The organism is Adhaeribacter sp., from assembly GCF_057359045.1.
In genome coordinates, this window is record NZ_JBMQUD010000143.1 from 21,083 (window position 1) to 40,586 (window position 19,504).

At 44.2% G+C, this 19,504-nt stretch carries 15 protein-coding genes; 4 read left to right on the forward strand and 11 right to left on the reverse strand.

From position 1 onward, the window contains the following. The first annotated feature begins 170 nt into the window (after positions 1 to 170). Positions 171 to 887, forward strand: a complete 717-nt coding sequence (locus tag ACO1R6_RS22270) for a LytR/AlgR family response regulator transcription factor (protein WP_486267458.1) — start codon at positions 171 to 173, stop codon at positions 885 to 887. Positions 888 to 904: 17 nt separating this feature from the next. On the opposite strand, the gene ACO1R6_RS22275 is transcribed toward ACO1R6_RS22270, so the two are convergent. The 5 genes from ACO1R6_RS22275 to ACO1R6_RS22295 form a co-directional block, all read right to left on the reverse strand. Continuing rightward, entirely contained in the window at positions 905 to 1,438 is a 534-nt protein-coding gene (locus tag ACO1R6_RS22275) for a GNAT family N-acetyltransferase (protein ID WP_486267459.1), read from the reverse strand. 235 nt (positions 1,439 to 1,673) lie between these two features. Continuing rightward, a complete protein-coding gene (locus tag ACO1R6_RS22280) occupies positions 1,674 to 3,188 on the reverse strand; it encodes a RagB/SusD family nutrient uptake outer membrane protein (RefSeq protein ID WP_486267460.1) in 1,515 nt (504 codons plus the stop codon). An 18-nt stretch (positions 3,189 to 3,206) separates the two neighbouring features. Further along, complete coding sequence (locus ACO1R6_RS22285; RefSeq protein WP_486267462.1) at positions 3,207 to 6,653, reverse strand: SusC/RagA family TonB-linked outer membrane protein; 3,447 nt, start codon at positions 6,651 to 6,653, stop codon at positions 3,207 to 3,209. Positions 6,654 to 6,913: 260 nt separating this feature from the next. Beyond that, on the reverse strand, positions 6,914 to 7,927 hold the full coding sequence (locus ACO1R6_RS22290) for a FecR family protein (RefSeq protein WP_486267464.1): 1,014 nt from the start codon (positions 7,925 to 7,927) through the stop codon (positions 6,914 to 6,916). Positions 7,928 to 8,152: 225 nt separating this feature from the next. After that, positions 8,153 to 8,836: an RNA polymerase sigma-70 factor gene (locus ACO1R6_RS22295; RefSeq protein ID WP_486267466.1), complete on the reverse strand. Its 684-nt coding sequence runs from the start codon at positions 8,834 to 8,836 to the stop codon at positions 8,153 to 8,155. A gap of 601 nt (positions 8,837 to 9,437) precedes the next feature. Between ACO1R6_RS22295 and ACO1R6_RS22300 the strand changes: the two genes are divergently transcribed. Beyond that, positions 9,438 to 10,559, forward strand: a complete 1,122-nt coding sequence (locus ACO1R6_RS22300; protein ID WP_486267468.1) for a hypothetical protein — start codon at positions 9,438 to 9,440, stop codon at positions 10,557 to 10,559. A 104-nt stretch (positions 10,560 to 10,663) separates the two neighbouring features. Here the strand turns inward: ACO1R6_RS22300 and ACO1R6_RS22305 are convergent, their stop codons facing one another. Beyond that, positions 10,664 to 11,656, reverse strand: coding sequence for an aldo/keto reductase (locus ACO1R6_RS22305; RefSeq protein ID WP_486267470.1), 993 nt, complete (start codon positions 11,654 to 11,656; stop codon positions 10,664 to 10,666). 595 nt (positions 11,657 to 12,251) lie between these two features. Between ACO1R6_RS22305 and ACO1R6_RS22310 the strand changes: the two genes are divergently transcribed. Further along, positions 12,252 to 13,181 carry an alpha/beta hydrolase gene (locus tag ACO1R6_RS22310; protein ID WP_486267472.1) on the forward strand — a complete coding sequence of 310 codons (930 nt, stop codon included), beginning with the start codon at positions 12,252 to 12,254 and terminating at the stop codon, positions 13,179 to 13,181. A gap of 168 nt (positions 13,182 to 13,349) precedes the next feature. On the opposite strand, the gene ACO1R6_RS22315 is transcribed toward ACO1R6_RS22310, so the two are convergent. Further along, entirely contained in the window at positions 13,350 to 14,708 is a 1,359-nt protein-coding gene (locus tag ACO1R6_RS22315) for an alpha-L-fucosidase (protein ID WP_486267474.1), read from the reverse strand. A 183-nt stretch (positions 14,709 to 14,891) separates the two neighbouring features. On the opposite strand from ACO1R6_RS22315, the gene ACO1R6_RS22320 reads away from it, so the two are divergent. Further along, a complete protein-coding gene (locus tag ACO1R6_RS22320) occupies positions 14,892 to 15,947 on the forward strand; it encodes an oxidoreductase (RefSeq protein WP_486267476.1) in 1,056 nt (351 codons plus the stop codon). 181 nt (positions 15,948 to 16,128) lie between these two features. Here the strand turns inward: ACO1R6_RS22320 and ACO1R6_RS22325 are convergent, their stop codons facing one another. From ACO1R6_RS22325 to ACO1R6_RS22340, 4 genes are all read right to left on the reverse strand, one after another. Further along, the gene (locus ACO1R6_RS22325) at positions 16,129 to 17,073 is read right to left on the reverse strand and encodes an NADP-dependent oxidoreductase (RefSeq protein ID WP_486267478.1); all 945 of its coding nucleotides are present in this window, start codon (positions 17,071 to 17,073) and stop codon (positions 16,129 to 16,131) included. Between the two features lie 118 nt (positions 17,074 to 17,191). Next, on the reverse strand, positions 17,192 to 17,647 hold the full coding sequence (locus ACO1R6_RS22330) for a c-type cytochrome (protein ID WP_486267480.1): 456 nt from the start codon (positions 17,645 to 17,647) through the stop codon (positions 17,192 to 17,194). A 324-nt stretch (positions 17,648 to 17,971) separates the two neighbouring features. Then, positions 17,972 to 18,838: a phosphodiester glycosidase family protein gene (locus ACO1R6_RS22335; protein ID WP_486267482.1), complete on the reverse strand. Its 867-nt coding sequence runs from the start codon at positions 18,836 to 18,838 to the stop codon at positions 17,972 to 17,974. A 246-nt stretch (positions 18,839 to 19,084) separates the two neighbouring features. Continuing rightward, the coding region (locus tag ACO1R6_RS22340; RefSeq protein WP_486267484.1) for a DUF6807 family protein at positions 19,085 to 19,504 on the reverse strand (420 nt) is incomplete at its 5' end.

Here is a 19,504-nt window from a genome sequence, read left to right on the forward strand (position 1 = left end):
ATTAATTAGTACCACCTTATTGGGTAAGAGAATATTTTTTGTAATTTTAGCCCTGTTTTAAATTGTATTTATTAAATTTTATTACTTTTAAAGTTATTAGCTAACATTGTCAGAATATTAGAATAATTTCCTGCAACTAAATTAACCCCCACCCATTAACCAGCTTCAATATGTCAATAATCACCAACACCGAAAGCATCAGCATTAAAACCATGATAATTGATGACGATCCTTTTTCGGCTAAAGTATTAGAGAAGTTTGTACAAAACACAGATTTTCTGGAGTTGGTTTCGGTATGTAACAGCAGCCTCGAGGCGTCTAAACTCCTGCGGTCGCAACCCGTAGATTTATTGCTGCTGGACGTAGAAATGCCGGAGATGTCGGGTTTAGATCTGCTGTCTACCTTAAATAAAGAGGCCATGGTAATTATGGCCAGCGCCAGCCGCGACTACGCCGTGGAAGCCTTTGAACAAAACGTAATAGATTATCTGGTAAAACCCGTTACCTATCCTCGGTTCCTGATTGCCGCCCAGCGCGCCCTCGACAAAGTAAAACAACAAAACCAGAACAATTCTACTGATTTTACCTTTGTAAAAGTAGAGCAAAAGCTCGTTAAAATTCCGTTTGCCGATATATATTACATTGAAGCCCTCGGCGATTATGTACACATTGTTGCCAAAGATAAAAAGACCATTGTTTACTCTACCATGAAGTCGATTGAGAGTAAATTTCCGGCCAATAAATTTATCCGGGTGCACCGCTCGTTTATTGTTAACCTGGATAAAATAGGCTCTATAGAAGATAACAGCATTATTATTGGCGATAAATATATTCCCATTGGGGCTACTTACATGAAAAGTGTGCTCCAAATGCTTAATCGGTTCTAAGAGCAGATTGCCGGAATTTATTTGTTTAAGCGGGCAAAAATATGTAAACTGATAAAATTGCCTTTTTTGATTTCGCAGTCTTTCAACGTTCCTTCCGGCGCAAAGCCTAAACGTTGCAGTAGATTCGCCGAGGCCAAATTAGGCGTTTCGACGTAAGCCTCGAGGCGGTGCAGGTTTAATTGCGTAAATAAATAATCAATTATTACCCGTAAAGCCTCAGCCATAAAGCCTTTTTGCCAATATTCCGGCAATAACCAAAAACCTATTTCGGCTTTTCGGTGCTGCGCCTGCCAATTATAAATGCCACAGGTACCCATTAAAGCCGCATCGGTGGGTGTACTGAGGGCCCACCATAACCCGGACTGGGTTTTGTAAAGCTCCTGGTACCACTCAATTTGCTCGGCGGTATCGTTGTAGCGATGGTATTCTACTCCGTAATATTTTATTACCTGCCGGTTAGATAGCCCCAAATACACGTGCATCTGGTCAGCCGGAGTTATTTGCCGCAGTATCAGGCGGTCGGTTTTTAAAGTAGGAAAAGCTGCCAACATATTCTTGTAAGTAATATATTTTAACTTATAAATAAGAATTATTTCGGCTTTAAATATTCAGCTACTACAATTTCTCTAATGCACCTTTTACCTGTTGTAATCATTTATTCACAGGTTCATGATTTAAGAAACCAGGTTTATTCAAAAATATATTTTCGTTATTACCGGGTACTTATACAAAAATAAAAAGGCTACCTTATGGAGGTAGCCTTTTTACTGCTATTAAAAAAACACACTAATAATTGGGGTTCTGCGGTAAACCGGCGGTCCGGACATCTTCGCCCGGCACGGGCAGCAACATGTGGCGATCTGCCCGGAAACCCAGCGGCCCTAATTCCTGAGCGGCTAACCCCCACCGAATTAAATCCTGGTACCGGAAACCTTCAAAAGCTAATTCTAATTGCCGTTCTCTTACAATAGCAGCAAACAGCGCCTCGCCCGTTGGGTTTATGGGAGCTAATTTAGAGCGAACCCGCACAGCATTTAAATATTCCCGCGCTTTACCATCAAGTCCGGCCCGATAATGCGCTTCGGCGGCCATTAACAGCACATCGGCATACCGTATAAGCCGCCAGTTAGTGCCATAGTTCAATTCTGATACCGGATTACCGGTTTGCATGCTATAGGTGCCGTATTTACGTTGGAAATAGCCTTCGTAATCGTAAGCATTGGGGGCCGTCCATTTGCCGCCGCTGGCTATTAGCTCCGCTTCCGACATAACCGTGGCACTTCTTCTTTCTACGTCGCCGGCGGCTACGTAGGCCTGGTAAAGTTTAGCTTTGGGCGAGTTAAAGCCCCAACCACCAATAAGCGAATCGTTGGGTGCTTTGGTATAAAAATCGCTCCGGGGCCCCATTAACTGAATGTGAATATTACTTTCGGGCTGCGCACCCCAGGGGAAATTTCCCCAGTCATAATTTTCGGTGTTGGTATACGAAATCTCGAACAACGACTCCCGGCCAAATTCCCCGGATTTAGAAAACACCTTGCCTACCGACGACTCCAGGCTATACTGTCCCGAAGAAATAACCGCTTCAAACTGTAGCACGGCTTCGGGCCATTTTTGCTGGTATAAAAACGCTTTGCCTAACAACGCTTGCGCCGTGCCTTTAGAAACCCGGAACCGGTCGCCACCGGTGTAGGCACTTTTTAAAGGTAAATCCGGGATAGCTTCCTGCAAATCTTTCTGAATAAGTTCGTAAATCTGGGCTTTGCCAGTACGGGGCGTGCTAGACCATTGGCTCGCCGAAATATCGCCTAATACCAAAGGCACATCGCCCCAAAGGGTTACCAGCTCAAAATAATTGTAAGCCCGCAGTACTTTGGCTTCGGCAATCAGCCTTTTGCGTAAATCGTTTTCGGGTTGCACATTGTTTATAACTTTGTTCGCGCGGTAAATTGCGTTGTACGAGATGCGCCAGGCCCAACGTACCATATCATTTTCGGCATCAAAGCTAAAATCATCGAGGGTTTGGTAGCCGGGTTGGTCGCCGGGGCCACTGCCGGCGGCATTGCTCTCGTCGGAAGGCATAAGTTTTACCATATAAATGCTGCTCCAAGCGGTGTTGTAATGGGCCTGCATCATATCGTAAACGGCCGTGGTGGCTTGTAAAGCATCGGCATCGGTATTATAAAATTCTGTATCCGATAATTTACCCGGTATTTCCTGGTCCAGAAAATCTTTACAACCAGCGGTGGTAAATAATATTGCCAGACCCAAAGCCGCACTTTTAAAAGATATATTTTTCATAATTGCTTCTTTTACAAATTAAAAATTAACGGAAAGGCCAGTCATGAATAAGCGGGGTACCGGGTAAGTGCCCCGGTCTATACCTAAACTGTTGGCATTGTTGCTACCGGCCTCCGGGTCCAGACCCGGATATTTGGTAAAGGTGAAGAAGTTATCTAACGACACGTAAAACCGGGCATTGCGCATTTTAACCCGGCTGGTAAGTGCATTGGGGAAAGTATAGCCTAATTGTAATTGCCGTATCCGGGCGTAAGAACCGCTAAATACCATCAGGTCGCTGTTATACATATAAACACTGGAAGTATTGGGGGCAAACCAGCTATTGGTACTGCCTTCGCCGGTCCAGCGGTCTTCGTAAAAGAAGGCCGGCTTATTTGCGGTCGGCCGGTCGGTGCGGCTAAAGCCCATTAATATTTCGTTACCAAACTGCCCCTGAATAAAGGCTAGTAAATCGAAACCTTTGTAAGCCAGGTTTACCCGGGTACCAAAAACCATTTTAGGATGCGGGCTACCAATAAAGGTTTGGTCGGCGGGCGATATTTGTTTGTCGCCGTTGGTATCTAAAACAACCGGCTCGCCGGGCTTGGGCTTATAACCGGTAATACCCGTTGAGGTTAAATATTCGTCTATCTGGCCCTGGTTCTGGAAAATACCATCGGTTTTATAGCCGCGGAAATACCAGATAGGGAAACCTTGTTTAAAGACAGAAGCTGTCCAGCCGGTACCCACGCCGGCACCACTAATCTCGTTTACGTTCGGGTTTAAATACGTCACTTCGTTTTTAAGCATGGTAACATTACCCGATATCTCGTACTGAAAAGGGTTTTCGGCATTGTTGCGGTAAGCCAGTTCAAATTCCCAGCCGCGATTCCGCACATCACCGCCATTCACAACCGGTAAAGAAGCGCCCACAAAGCCCGGTGCTACGCCCGGAGTAAGCAAATCTTTTGTTTTTTTGTTAAAAAAGTCGGCGGTAAAGGTTAAGCGATTACTCAGTAAACCCAAATCAATACCAAAATCTAATTGTTCGCTGGTTTCCCAGGTTAAATCGGGGTTGGGCAGCGTGGTGGGTGCCGCGCCTACCAAATAATTATTACTGGCATCGGGATAACGCCCTGTAACCGACACCGCCGACACCCATTCGCCGATGCTTACATTAGACAAAGAACCATTTTGACCCCAGCTGGCCCGTAACTTCATTTGATTAATAGCCGTTTGCGGGAAGAAATTTTCATTAGAGATTACCCAACCCGCCGATACCGACGGGAAAGTACCCCAGGCTTTATCGGAAGCAAATAAAGAAGAGCCATCGCGCCGAATGGTAGCATTAAATAAATATTTGCCTTTATAATCGTAAGATAAGCGGGTATAATAAGAGGCCAAAGTGCTTACATTGGCGTTGCTGCCAATTCTATCCAAATCGTTGGGTGTACCATCGGCATAAGAAAAACGGTCTTCTTCTCTAAACAAACCAGAATAGGATCCATTAATATAATTCCACATCCGTTTAACTGCCGATGTACCCAATAACAAGGTAAAGTTGTGGTCGCTGATTTGTTTTTGGTAAGTAGCGTAGTTTTCCCATTGCCAGTTAAACCAATTGTCTTGCCTATCAGAACCATTGGCTACCGTATTCAGGCTTTCGCTGGAATACCAGAACCTGGGCGTCCAGTTATGTTCGCGCTGGAAAGCTGCATCTACGCCAAAGCGCGAAGTAAATTTCAAGCCTGCAATCGGCTCAATATCAGCGTAAACATTACCTACTATTTTATTTTGCGTGATGCCGCCCTGGGCGTTCTGAATGCGGGCCAAAGGGTTGCCGTATTCACCGCGGATAAAATTGGAGATGCCGTAATAATTACCGTTGGCATCGCGGGTTAAAGGCTGACCGGCGGTTAAGGCGGTTTGTGCGTGAGTTGGCAAAGTACCGGTATAAATTACGGGCGTAAGCGGGTCCAGCGACAAGGCACTGCTGATTAAACCACCAAATTCATCGTTTTCGGCCACACTGCGGCGATTAAAATGCGAGTACGACAAGCGTTCGCCAATATTTAACCACGATTTTATTTTATGGTCGGAGTTTAAGCGCAAAGTGTACCGGTTAAACCGGCTTTTATCGCCGCCCACTACGCCTTGCTGCGAAAAAATATTGCCGCCCACCAGGTAAGTAGAGTTTTCGGTACCGCCGCTAAAAGTTAAAGAATGGTGATGCTGCGGAGCAGTTTTAAATATTTCGTCGAACCAATTGGTACCACCTCCGGCCGCTTCTACATCGGCCGCAGTTGGCCCACCAATGCTACCGGCAGCGGTTAAATATTGCTGGTACTGCTGGGGGTTCATCATAGGCATTAATTTACCTACCGATTGCTGGCCATACTGGGCACTATAACTGATTTCTGAAGTATTGGACCGGCCGGTTTTGGTACTGACAATAACTACCCCATTGGCTCCTTCGGCCCCGTAAATAGCCGCTGAGGCAGCATCTTTCAGTACTTCAATCGAGGCAATTTCTGAAGGATCGAGGTACTCAATGCCGCCGGCCCGTACCCCATCTACAATATACAAAGGCTCAGAACCGCGGTTAGAACCCGTTCCCCTAATCCGGATACGCATACCGGCACCCGGCGAACCGGAAGCGGGCAAAACAGTAACCCCAGCGGTACGGCCTTGCAAAGCCTGCTCTACCCGGGTAGAAGATACCGTAGCCAATTCTTCGGCTTTAACCGACGAAATTGCACCAGTTACGAGGCTTTTTTGTTGGGTACCGTAACCCACTACCACTACTTCTTCCAGGGCTTTGGCATCTGGCACCAAAGAAACATTAAGCGTTGCGCCATTCCCAATGGCCACTTCTTTGGTTACAAACCCGATAAACGAAAAAACCAGGGTACCGCCATTATCTGGTACGGTTAAAGTATATTTTCCACTAATATCAGTAGTAGCACCATTGGTAGTACCTTTTTGCACCACAGTAACCCCAATTAAGGGTTCGCCGGTATCAGAGGTTACCTGCCCGGTTATTGTCCGTTCAATTAAACTAGCTGGGCTTTGGGTAGTGGCAAATCCCAATACCGACCGCAACGGCACCTCGGCTTTTCTGGCTGGCATTACCGACCGCGTAATTAAATAAGAACCATCTTTTGCTTTTTTAAATTTCAGGCCGGCCGGTTTTAACACGGCTTCCAGGTTTTTCTCTAAAGTTTGGCTTAAATCCACCAGGTTCTGGGGCACATCCAAATCTTTAACCATTTGGTCCGAAAATAAAATATCTACTTTATAATAGCGCCGGAGATCGTTTAGGGCATCTTTTACTTTAACCGTAGTTACCGTAGCCGATGCGCCGCCGGTGGCATGCTGCACATGCTTAGTATAAGCTAGTGCCTGCGCCTGGCTTTGGGGTTGCCAGGTTGCCAGATAAGCCAGCAACATACCACAGGAACCCAATTTGTATACGTTTTTCTTCATTTTTAATGGGGCTAAAAAGTTAAACGGATTAGAACCAGTCAGCTAAGTTTTAACTTAATCTGGCTCTTAAAAAAAGCACAATACATTTCCAGGCCGCAAAAATGCCGCAACTACAAAAGCTAAATACTTTATAAATATTTAAAGATATGCCTGGAGGCTAGCTGTAATATTTACAACTGCAGCGGGGGTAAGCGGTTATGGGCTAAGGGTAATAAGTCTTTTGTTTTGCATGGTTTTATATTTGGGTGGATTATATTTATTTAATGGTAATCCGTTAAGGTTACCTGTTCATTCTCCCGGATTACATTTATTTCCAGTACTTCAGAAATTGCCTGCAACAGTTCGCTGGCCGTTTTGGCTTTAAACGAACCCGAAATGGTTTTATGGGCTAAGTTCTCGCCGTTAAGCGCTACGCGCAAGCCATAGTTTTCTTCCAGTATCGATTTTATTTCGGTTAAAGAGGTATTATCAAAAACAAAACGGTTTTGCTGCCAGGCTGCAAAATTTTCGGGGTGCGATACTTTTTTACGTTGCAGTTTCTTCTGTTTTTTATCAACGGTTATTAAATCGCCGGGTGCCATGGTTACAGGAGCCTTTTCCAGCTGACCGTATAAAACTTTTACTTTGCCTTTGTACAACACAACCTTGGTTTGCCGGGGCCGGGCAAACACCGTAAACTCAGTACCCAATACCTCTACTTTAAACACCGAATCGGTTAATACCGTAAACTTTTGATGATTAACCTGGTGCACCACCGAAAAATTAGCTTCGCCTTTTAAAAATAGCTGGCGGCTGGCACTACCAAAACCAAAACGTGGTACCCGTAACACCGAGTTGGCATTTAAGGCCACTTTACTGCCATCGCTTAAATGAATCTGGCTCGTTTGCCCATAGCCGGTGCTGTAACTTTTGTATAAAATAGTATCGCGCCAAAACCAACTGCCAAAACCCAAAACCAAAATCACGGAAGCCGCTACCAGCCATTTATACCAGTTAACCGACGGCGCCTGGTACGTATTATAGTTAACCGCATAGTTGCTGGCAACAAGGTCGGGCGCTTGCCGGAGTTTTTCATCAAAATGCCCAATGGCCTGGTTGGTATTGGCCGCATACTGCAGATTTTTAATTTCCCACTCGTGCAGGCACATAAAAAAAAACTCTTCGTTGCCCGGTTCTTCCAGCCATTGCAAAATCATTTGCTTTTGCAGCGCCGAAACCTGGTCGGAGAAGTAGGCAAACAGCAGTTCTTTGGTTATGGAAGTATTTAAAGACATAAGCCCGAAATCCTTTAGGGTGTTTCTGATGATAAGACAAGTAGGTGAGAAAAAACCCTTACCCAAAAGCGAATATTTTTTTATTTATTTTTAAAAGCTAATATTTTCCGTGCTAATAGCCTGGGGGTGCGGCCAAGTTGTTCCGCTGCGGGTAAGTTAGAAAAGATAGAAGAATTAGGATAAAGTTAAATTGGTATAGCCGATATAAACTTCTGCCAACAATATTTAATGCATACCAAAGGCGTAAGCTACGCAAATCAGGAGCATCCAATACCGGCTCAGTAAATCGCGTAAAAAATGGCTGGCTTTCCGAATTTGCACCTCAACCGTACGCGCCGACAGGTGCAGTTCCTCAGCTATTTCGGCGTATTTTTTGTTTTCGAAGCGATGCATTAAATAAATGCGCCGGCGTTTGGCGGGTAAAGCATTCAGGGCATTTTCTACCTGGTGGTAAAGTTCTTCGTATTGGGCCAGGGCATCCGGGTCCGGACCTGCCGCTTCTAAAATATCTGAGAGATTATCTAATGTGCTCGTACGTTTGGTTTCCCAGCGCAAATAATTAATAGCACGCGTTCGGACGGCTTTATATAGGTAAGCCCGGTAAGAGGTAGTTATGTGCAGGTACGTACCTTTTTGGTAAAACTGGTAAAAAACTTCGGAAACTAAATCTTCGGCAATAGCTTTGGAATAAAGCAACCGGACGGCATGGCTGCAAAGAGCCTGGTAGTAATGCCGGAACAGCAATTCGCAGCCTAATTGGGGGTCGGAGGTAAAGGCCTGCCTGATAAATAATTCTTTGTCGGTAACAGTGGCTTTGGGGGTGAGCAAAGTATTTACTTCCGGTAAACCGCTGTTAGGTTTAAGCGCATCTGGCAAATCCGATAATTCAGAATTTTGAATACTTTCCACTTATAATTCCTAAATTTATTCTTAAAGCCCCGCCACCTATTTCCAAAACCACGCAATTGGTATAAAGGAATTCAGAAAACTTTTAATTCTAAATTCTATAAATTTAGCTATAAGTAAAGCACATTAGCAAACCAGACGATTAATAATTTTTCTAATACCAAATATTACTATTTCACTTTATTAAATAAGACAAATATTTTATTAAAATTTATGAGCAACTATTTGTTCAATCTTATAAGCTACATTAACAAAAACCAAGGTTGTTAAAAATTAAGTATATTTTACTTTATTATAAGACTGAAGCATTTTTTAAAGCAACGTACTTATTGTAAACAGGAATTCTCCAGCCATTCTAAAAGGTATTATTTCAAAAATTTTATTTATAATTATTTTGATTTATTCTTGAACATTATTACTAAAATAATCGTAAGAATGCTTGTAATTATAATTTTTATAATTTACAATTGCACTACAATTCAACGGTAAAACTTTAGACCCGTTTTTTCTATTAGAATTATTACCCCACGTTACAGGTAATTTTTTTTGACCTGTAAGCTATTGCGCTTTATAAATTTTTCAACCTTTTATTCTTTAAATCACCATGAAAAAAACTCTATTCCAATCTTGTTTAGTAGCCACTATGGCTTCTTTCCTGTTTGCCTGTAATCCCGATGAGCAAGGTGCGGCCGAATTGGCAAAAATCAGCAGTTCTCATGACGCAATGATAGCGGATAAAATTACTTTTGATAATGGTGCAACCCGAGATGGCTCTGGCTTTGTTACGACCGTTACCAGCCAGGAAGGCGCACTTGTTACTGTAGACGCCCGCCAAAGATTTTATAGTGGGGCCGGCAATTACTCTGCAACCAACCCCGGCCAATATTCTACAGATAACCGGGCCAATTTATTTAATACCAGTAGCGACCCTATTTCGCCGAGCGATGACAGTGATTTAGCTGCCGCCGCCAACTCCGGTAATGCTTTAATTATTAACCATAACAGTAACTACCAGGTACCCGATGACTATGCCTGGGGTGGGGTTATGTCGGTTAACTTCTCTTCGATGGGCACGGTTACTTTAAATAGCTTAACTTACCTGGATAATGAAGAAGGCATTATTATAAGACTATATGGTTCATCCGATCAGTCTAATTTGTTGTATGAGAAAGTAGTTCCGGGTATGGGCGATGCCGGCGATGGCACCTCACAAGTAATAGATTTAAATAATACGGCCGGCGTGGTTTGGATGGAAATAATCCAGGGCCAAGGGGCTACACCTCCCAATGTACCCAATGGTTCCGGCGCTATTGATGATATTATGTTTACGCGGGAAGTGCCCGAAACCGGTTGTACCCGTACCCAGGGCTACTGGAAAAATCACGCTTCAGATTCTAAACACTATGATGATGCGTGGGCCGGTATAGAAACTACTAATTTCTTCTCAAGCGGAGAAACTTACTACTCTATTTTGGGAGTACAGCCACGCGGCAATGCTTACTATACTTTAGCCCACCAATACGTGGCCACCAAGCTTAACCTGGCCGCGGGTGCTACGGCTCCAAGTGCTGTAATGACGGCTTATAACACGGCAACCAGTTTATTTATGAACAATACGCCCGCACAAGTTGCTGCCAGTAAATCTTTGAAAGACCAGTTTACCCAATTAGCCGGTATTCTGGATGCTTATAACAACGGCATTACCGGTCCGGGCCATTGCGACTAAGTAGTTGGCGTAGATAAAAAATAATTATAAAAAGCCGCCGGATTTAATATCCGGCGGCTTTTTATATTGTAACACAAAGCTTTTAAATATTTAGCACCAAATGCCTAACCCACTATTTCTAGTTTATCCAGCAAATTATTTATTTGGGTTATCTCTTCGGGGGTAAGCATAAAATCCAGGGCTTTGGCGTTTTCGGCTACTTGTGCCGGATTACGGGCTCCTACCAAAGCCGAAACTACGGCTGGTTGCTGTATGGTCCAGTTTATAACTAACTGCCCCAAAGTAGCGCCGTACCCTTCGGCAATAGGTTTAATCTGGTCCAGAAAATTATTTATTCGTTCGCGGTTAGGCTGTTTAAAGTGTTTGGTGCCCGGCCGATGATCGCCTTCTTCAAACTGGTAATCGTTCGTAATTTTGCCGGTTAATAAACCTCTTTGCAGCGGGCTGTACGCCAATATGCCTTTGCCGTGTTCCAGGCAATAAGGCGTAACATCGTTTTCTATGTCGCGCTCTACCATGCTGTAAGGCACCTGGTTGGTGGCCAGTTTTACCGTACGCTCCGCAGTAGCCATTTGCTCAGCGGTATAATTACAAACCCCGGCGGCCAATACTTTACCTTCTTGTATTAATTGCGCCACCGCTTCCATGGTTTCGTCAATGGGGGTTGTTACGTCGGCCCAATGAATCTGGTATAAATCTATATAATCGGTACGCAAGCGCCGGAGGCTGTTTTCACACTCCTGGATTACACTTTTTTTACCGGCAAATTTATGAATCGGAATATCTTGGCCGTTATTATCTTTCGACATAAAAGCCAAATTACCCTCATTATTATCCCAGCGCATACCGTATTTGGTTAAAATCTGGGTTTGCTGGCGCTTGCCAGCCAAGGCCTCTCCTACCAGCTCTTCGCTTAAACCAAACCCATAAATGGGAGCCGTATCAATGGTAGTAATACCTAAATCTACTGCTTTCTGAATAGCGGCCAGCGCATCTTGCCGGTCGGCACCACCCCACATCCAGCCACCAATAGCCCAGGCCCCAAACGTAATCGCCGACACTTTAATATTACTATCGCCTAATTGATTGTACTTCATTTTTAACTCTCTTATTTATTTGTATTTAGATTGATTATTCCGGAATATTTAAATCAATGATTAACTGGTTTAATTCTGCCTCTTGCGCAAAAATCTAAAACCGGGACTAAACTTTACCAATATTTTTTAAATATTACGCCGGCTGTTTGTTAGCTGCTCTTGCTGCCGGAATTTAGCATAATAGACGGGCTAGCCGGTAAAAAGTTCGATGGGGCTGGTAACTTCTTAAAGTAAAACCTTTATTGTTAACCTTTTAACAAACCAGCTTTCTAAAAAAAACAATTCTCCCATTTTAGCAAAACTCTTTAAACTTACCTTTATCATTATACGGCATTATTGCCGAACGCCGGCTTCCTTTAAACTTTTCCGAAAACCCGGTTCTTCTCAACTTAGGTTTAAATTAATTGACAAAATAAAGACCTGGAAACTGGTTATACAAAACCGGCAATCAAATACATTTAGATACTCCTTAATATTGGCTGAATAAAAAAGAGCTTTACCCGCCAGAAATTAAAGATTAAACTTATTTGTTTTAGGTAAAATTAGGTAATTTAAGCCGCAACAGATTATCTACCATAAACCTAAAATAGTAACTATGGCTTCTCCTAATCGTCGGCAGTTTTTAAAAGATAGTTCGCTCCTGGTTGGTGCTTTGGGGCTGGCATCTTTACCTGCTACGGCCACCACTCCCGAAAAAGAACTTAACAATCTTAATTTTGTGCGCAAAACCATTAACCTCTGGCCCGATAAATCGCCGAACAACCAGGTACACGAAAAATTTGGCCGCCCCCGTTTAGAACTATATATTCCCGAAGGTACCTCGGCGCAAAAGCGAGCGGCTATTGTAGTGTGCCCCGGCGGCGGTTACCGCAACCTGGCTCCCCACGAAGGCCAACCTTTTGCCGAATTATTTGCGGCCCAAGGCATTGTAGGTGCGGTATTAACCTACCACATATCGCCGGAAAAACATACCTTGCCTTATGCCGATGCCTGCCGGGCCATTAGACTGCTCCGCAACCAGGCCACCGAATTAAATATTGATGCGGCCCGCATTGGCATTATGGGCTTTAGCGCCGGCGGCCACTTAGCGGCTACGGTTGCTACTCAACCCGAATTATTTAAAGACCCACAAGATAATTTAGCCGGCAAAGTTTCGGCGCGGCCCGACCGGGTAATATTGGGCTACCCGGTAATTTCTTTCCAGGAATTTGCCCACAAAGGTTCTGCCGAAGCTTTGTTAGGAAAAAATGCCGACGAAAAATTACTGCAGCAATTCTCGAACGACCAGCAGGTAACGGCCCAAAATCCACCGGCATTCTTGTTCCATACCGCCGACGATGCCGGTGTACCCGTAGAAAACAGTCTGCGTTTTGCCGCTGCTTGCTCTAAAAACAAAGTACCGTATGCTTTACACGTGTATCCGCACGGCAAACACGGGGTAGGCATGGCCCTCGATAATCCCGCCCTCAAAAGCTGGACAACGCTTTTGGTTGATTGGCTCGCCGATTGGTCGATGGTGAAATAATAGTATTCGTTTACAAAACAAAAGCGCCGGCTATTATGCCGGCGCTTTTGTTTTGTAATAGAGACTTACACCCAACCTCTCCCAATATTAATTTTCTGCTCACTTATTTCTGTTGGTTCGCGAAAATTTGCGTTTAATAAAATATTACTACTCGCATTAAGCCTTATTTTATTCCCGCGCCGATGCTTTAAACAAACCAATTTCGGCTAATTGCACGGGCGCTTTGGCTTTAACCACCGTTAGCCGGATTTTATTTGTTTGTACGGCCGGGAACCGCAACAGCCGTTTGTAGCCAATAGTAGTAAACTCGTTTATTTTCTGCCAGGTTTTACCGTCCCAATATTCCAGTAAAGCGGTTTCGTTGTGCTGCCCGGCGGCAATATTTTCCTGGAACAAGGCCCGGTCGAAGGTAGTTGGCTGGGGTAAAGTAAAGACCACCGGTTTACCAACAGGCAGGGAGATAAATGTATTTAGTTTAGTATCGGTCAGGCTTTTATTATTCTTCTGACCGGCGAGTAAATTATCTTTAAAAGTTTCGTTTAAAATGTCCCGGAACTCCCGCAAACTCGCTATATCTGGTTCGGCAAAAAGGCCCTGGCGGTTGGGCGGAATATTTAATAAAAGTAAACTGTTGCGCCCCACCGATTGGTAATACAAATTAACCAGTTGCTTACCGGTTTTTACTTTGCTGTCTTCGGCGGCGTGGTAAAACCAGCCTGGCCGGATAGACACATCGGTTTCGGCCGGAATCCACAACTTGCCGTTGGGGTCACCGGTATTTAAATATTTAGAATCGGCTTTGCCGGGTGCCATGCCTGTAGTATCTATTGTAGACCAGCAGGTTTCGCCGGCGTTACCCGCTTCGTTACCAACCCAACGTACATCGGGCCCGGCATCCGAAAACATAACGGCTCCTGGTTGCAACTGGCGCACCAACTCCCAGTAACCCTTAAAATCGTATTCCATATTTTTGGCATTCTTACCTTTGGCACCATCAAACCAAACCTCCGATACTTCGCCGTAATGGGTGAGCAGTTCGCGCAGTTGGGCCTTGTAAAAATTATTGTATTGTGCGGTGCCGTAAGTAGGCTCGTGCTGGTCCCAGGGCGATAAATAAAACCCAAATTTAAGACCGTGCTTTTTACAGGCTGCAGCTATATCTTTTACCACATCGCCTTTACCGGCTTGCCAAGGGCTACTGGCCACCGAATGGCTGGTAACTTTAGACGGCCATAAACAAAAACCATCGTGGTGTTTGGCAGTAATTATTACCAGTTTAAAACCGGTTTCTTTTAAAATGCCTACTAACTTATCGGCGTTAAAATTTACTGGGTTAAATATTTGCGGGCTTTCGGTACCATCGCCCCATTCTTTATCGGTGTAGGTGTTTACCGTAAAATGCAGAAAAGCCGTAGTTTCCATTTGCTGCCAGGCCAACTGCCGGTCTGTGGGCTTAGGTACCGACTGCGCAACGCCGGTAAAAACCGATAAAACTGCCCAACCGAGCAACACATATAATTTTAACATAGCCAGATTTTAGGGTTTATTTTATAAATATATTCTTTAGCGTTATTAATTGCCTAATAATTTACCCCATTTCTCTGCGGAGCCTTTTCAGCAGACTGCCTAAAATTTAATACCTGCATAATTAATACCTGAATATTTAAAAGACTTCTTTAATTTTAGACGTTTAACTAAAACTTTAAAAACGTGAACGAAGCTTCTACCCCCATTACCGTTGGCCTGGCCTCTTATGGCATGTCGGGATTGGTTTTTCATGCGCCTTTGGTAGCGAGCCACCCCGGATTTAAGCTACAAACCGTACTGGAACGTTCTTCTAATAAATCGGCGGAGCGGTATCCTGCGGTAAAAGTAGTTAAAACCTTTGCCGATTTGCTCCAAGACGATGCGCTGGAATTGCTGGTAATTAACACGCCCAACGAACTGCATTTAACCATGGCGCAACAGGCACTGGAAGCCGGTAAACACGTAATTTTAGAAAAGCCTTTTACCGTTACCAGCCAGGATGCGCAAACTTTAATAAATTTAGCCAAAGCGAATAACCGGGTGCTTAGTGTTTTCCAGAACCGGCGCTGGGACGGCGATTTCCTGACGGTACAACAAGTAGTTAAACAAAATTTATTGGGCCAGTTGGTTTATTTTGAAGCACATTACGACCGCTACCGCAATTACATAGAAGCCAACACCTGGAAAGAAGAAGCCGCACCGGGCACCGGCATACTCTATAATTTAGGTTCGCACATGATAGACCAGGCATTGGTATTATTTGGCACCCCCACCGCCGTAACCGCCGACATAGGCATTCAGCGGCCCCAAGGCAAAGTAGATGATTATTACCACATTACCCTCCATTACGCCAGCTTGCGGGTTACTTTAAAATCGAGTTACCTGGTACGCGAACCCGGCCCGCGCTATATTTTACACGGCACCGAAGGTTCTTTTATAAAGCATGGCCTCGATCCGCAGGAAGATGCTTTAAAAGCCGGTCGCCTGCCCACCGAAACCAACTGGGGTACCGAAGAAAAAAATTATTGGGGCTTACTCAATACCCAGGTAAACGGTCTGCATTTGCAAGGTACCATCGAAACTTTAGCCGGCAATTACCAGCATTTTTACCAGAACATGTACGAGGCCATTCGCGAGGGGAAAGAGCTGGCCGTTAAGCCCGAAGAAGCCATGTTGGGTATCCGGATTATAGAAGCCGCACAGCAAAGCAACACCGAAAAACGCACCATTCCTTTATAAATCACCAGTTTAAATAATATTGCCCTACTTTAAAAGCCTTTAGGCAAATTAAGTAGGGCAATATTATCTAAAGAATCTAAAATAACTTTTACCTGAATATTCCGGGCTATTCTAATACGCTGGTTAAACTGCCATTTTAATTTACAGTGCCATCTACATTAAAAGCTGTTCCCTTGCCAATCTAATACACATTTACGACTATTTTGCCGCGGGTTTTACCGGTTTCTATTTGCTTATGCGCGGCGGCCATGTCGGTAAAGGCAAATTCCTGCGATACATGGGCTTTTATAATACCGGCTTCTAAAAGTTCGGCCAGTTTTGCCATATCATCACCGCTGGAATGCACCAGGTAATTAGCGCCTTTAATGTGTAAGGCTTCGGTTCGTTTTTTCATCTCGTCGGTTACCCCGCCCACAATACTAATGAGTTGCGCTTCATTTTTTAATATTTTAAAATATCGGGGCACGGTATCGCCACCCAAAGTATCCAGCACAAAATCAACTACCGGCAGTACTTCTTCAAATTGTTCCTGGGTATAATCTATGTGCTGGTCGATGCCTAACTCCTGCAGAAATTCGGTGTTGGCGCCGGAGGCGGTACCAATTACATAGGTGTTCAGGTGTTTGGCTATTTGCACCGCAAAATGGCCTACTCCACCGGCGGCCGCCTGAATAAACACCCGTTGCCCCGGCTGCACTTTGGCCTGGTGCACTAGTACCTGCCACGCCGTTAAAGCGGCCAGGGTTGCGGCGGGTGCTTCCTGAAACGAAATATTGGCCGGCTTAATTGCCAAATGAGTTTCCGGGGCGGCTACGTACTCGGCATAAGCTTTGCCGTGGCCCGGAAAATTAACCATACCAAAAACTTCATCGCCAGCCTTAAACTTGCTAACCTCTTCGCCTACCGATTCTACCGTACCGGCTACATCCCAACCCAAAATAACGGGCGGCTCGGTTTTAAGCTGGTTGTATTGCGCTTTGCCGCTCCGGGTTTTTATATCTACGGGGTTCAGGCTAATGGCTTTTACTTTAATTAATACTTCGTTCTTTTTTATTTCCGGCTGCGGAATTTCCTGTTGTACCAGGTTTTCTACGCCACCGGCTTCCTGTAAAATAATTGCTTTCATCGTTGGGTTAGTGTTTTTAGATGGTTAAAACGAAATAAATGCAGCAACAGCTAAAAAATAAATAAAAAAGGCTGATACACCAGTACCAGCCTTTAAATCAGGTTAACGTAATTATTAATTAGCTTTTCTTAACCGGAGCTTTGGTAGCCGGTTTAGCGGCTGGCTTGGCGGCGGGTTTAGCAGCCGGTGCAGCCGGTGCTAAAGAAAGAATATATTTTACCATTTCACCGGCATCGGCTTGTGAAATTTGCGGGTGCGGGCTCATGGGAATTTCGCCCCAGTTGCCGGCACCACCCTGAATGATTTTTTCGGATAATTTGGCTACCGCAGCTTTATCGCCTTTGTATTTGTTGGCAATTTCTTTAAAAGCCGGACCTACAATTTTATTATCTACCGAGTGGCAGGCATTACAATCGCTTTTGTCCATTAAAGCTTTGCCTTTAAGGGCAGCAGCACCACCAGCCTGGTAAACTTCATTTGCATTTTCTACAGGTTTGCCGGTAAAGGCAAATGAACCTAACACAATTGCCAGCACCCCGGCAGCTTTAAAACAGTTTGATAAACTCCTTTTCATTGATTTTTACTTTTACCTAAATTAAATATTTCTTTAACTGATTAGCGGCTGCTTGGCGCAACCAAATAATCAATTTCAATAATTATGCCCTTTTGATTTTACGGGTACAGATTTAAGCAATAATGTGCTATATCCCAAATAAACGCTGGCGTAATATTTATTATTTTTTCAGAAATCTTTTTTTAACCTAATCGCCCCCCTTTGTGTTACCTTTTTGCAGAATCAATCCGATAAAAAAATATTCCCAATAGGATAGGCTTTGCCGATAAAATATAAATTAAACGGCAACTATATTTTAACCCCGGTAATTATTTCTTTTCCGGATTATTTTCTTCGGCGTTTTACCAGTACCACGTTAGCAACTTTGCGTTCGCCGGCATGGTCCCATTTTTTATTATCGGTAGGGTAGTTAACAATGCCATTTTCGGGTTGACCTTGCAGCCAGAGGGCTGTAGATCCGCCGCCGTCCAGGTTTAATCCATCGCGGGTATCTAGCCACCGCAAAACATCGCGTAGTTCAAATAAGCTCATGCCGGCAGCCTGTTCGTGCCGGCCATCAACGGTAATTAACAATACGCGGTTTTTAGCAGTAACGGCTACGGCGGTGCGGGGGTGGCGCGTACGGTTAAAAGCACTCGAGTCTAGGGGTTCGGCGTTTTTATTTAAAACTAACAAGGGACCAGATACCATTACGTCTTCGGCCGGTAGCTTATTTTCCCAATCGGGTGTGCTGTCCCACTTAGCTATCTGTATTTTACCTTTATCAAAAAGCAAGGCGGCCCGCTGGTGCGGAGCGCGGCTACCGCTTTTGCCTAACCGGCTTTCGTTAATTACTTTGCCATCGGCCCGGATATAATCTACCGAACCGCCGTTTTTAACATCGAAAAAGGTGCCGTTTAAAGCTGCTAAGGCATTGGCTCGTTGGCCAAAACTACTCGTGAGCACCAACTCCTGCGGCTCAAAACCTAAATCAAATATTATCCGGCGTTTAGGTTTAACCTCGAGTATGTTTATATTTTGATTGGAATTAAAAAGCGAGTGATTAAACCAATATTGTTTCCATTTAACGCCCGGAGCCAGGCGTTTTACGCGCCATTTTGCTTTTACCACTTGCACCGAATCGGATTGAGCCTGGGCCGTAATTACAACTAAAAAGGAATAAAAGAAGGTTAAACAAATAAGGCGGTGCATACAAAAGAAAATTAGCTTAAATCTCCTGCTTCAAATTTGGCTATAAATTTTATTTATTTCTATAAAAATTGGTATCCATTAAAATAAGTAATTTACCCAAATCAACATTCTTATTTTACTGGTCTAAGTACCCGGTGCAACTTCTTTTGATTAAGACAAGATTATACTGAGACTTGAAGCAAAAAACAATAAAAAAGGCTGCCGGTAAACCAACAGCCTTTTTATACTTAAACTTATCAGGTAAACTCAGGATTTAGTACCCGAAAATTTCCCAAACTCGGTGTTTACTTGCTCGGTAGTGAGGTTGCTACCCGAATGAATAATAAGCTTATGCCGGAAAGTAACCGATTTGCCGGGAGCCAGCTTATAATTTAGTTCTTCTTTGCCGTTGCTCATGGCTTTTTGCCCCAAAGGATTAGCCGCAAATAAACCGTAACCGCGGGCGTGCCAGTAAGTGGGGTAACCAACATTCTGCGGATTATCCAGCAATACCAAAGAAACTCTTTCCTGACCAATGGTGCCGGTTAAGTTTACCCACTTGGCGCGAGTACCCCACACATCGTCGCCTTGTTTGCCCTCGCTGCTTATGTATTTACCGGTTACGCCTTCGTTATTCATTTTGGCTACCGGGGTAGCTTTGCCGCTGGCATCGGTAAATATTTCGGG